Below are 395 nucleotides of genomic sequence, written 5' to 3'. Positions count from 1 at the left end.
CCCATGAGCGTCATAAACTCTTCGGTAGCCCCGTGATCGCCATCCGCACCGGCTTTGAGGTCCATGCCCGCACAGAAGGTATCGCCATTGGCGGTCAGAATCGCACAGCGAAGACTGTCGTCTTCATCCAGCAGGCGCCAGGCTTTGTACATACCCAGCAGCATCTGCGGGCTGAAGGCGTTTTTCGCCTCCGGGCGATTCAGCGTCACGATCAGGACGTTGCCCTCCTGCTCAACAATGCAGTTCTCAGTGCTTATATCCAGTTCAGCCATGTTACTTCCTCAATGTTGTCAGGCTTGGTGGAAATCGCCGGACAGGGCAATTTCCAGAGCTTTGGGGTACGCGGGCTTGCCGCTTGGGGCGCGCGGGACTTCGTCCACTATGTGTAGCTCGCG

1 protein-coding gene is annotated in these 395 nt (G+C 57.7%); it reads right to left on the bottom strand.

What is annotated here, in order from left to right; translation table 11 throughout:
- Positions 1-272, bottom strand: a 272-nt coding sequence (locus A3709_RS14885) for an enoyl-CoA hydratase-related protein (protein ID WP_197484218.1), incomplete at its 3' end; no start/stop codon positions are given.
- Between the last annotated feature and the right edge of the window lie 123 nt (positions 273-395).

This window comes from Halioglobus sp. HI00S01 (assembly GCF_001635445.1).
GTDB classification, from domain to species: Bacteria; Pseudomonadota; Gammaproteobacteria; order Pseudomonadales; family Halieaceae; genus Halioglobus; species Halioglobus japonicus.
This window is presented reverse-complemented; position numbering and strand designations above follow the sequence as displayed.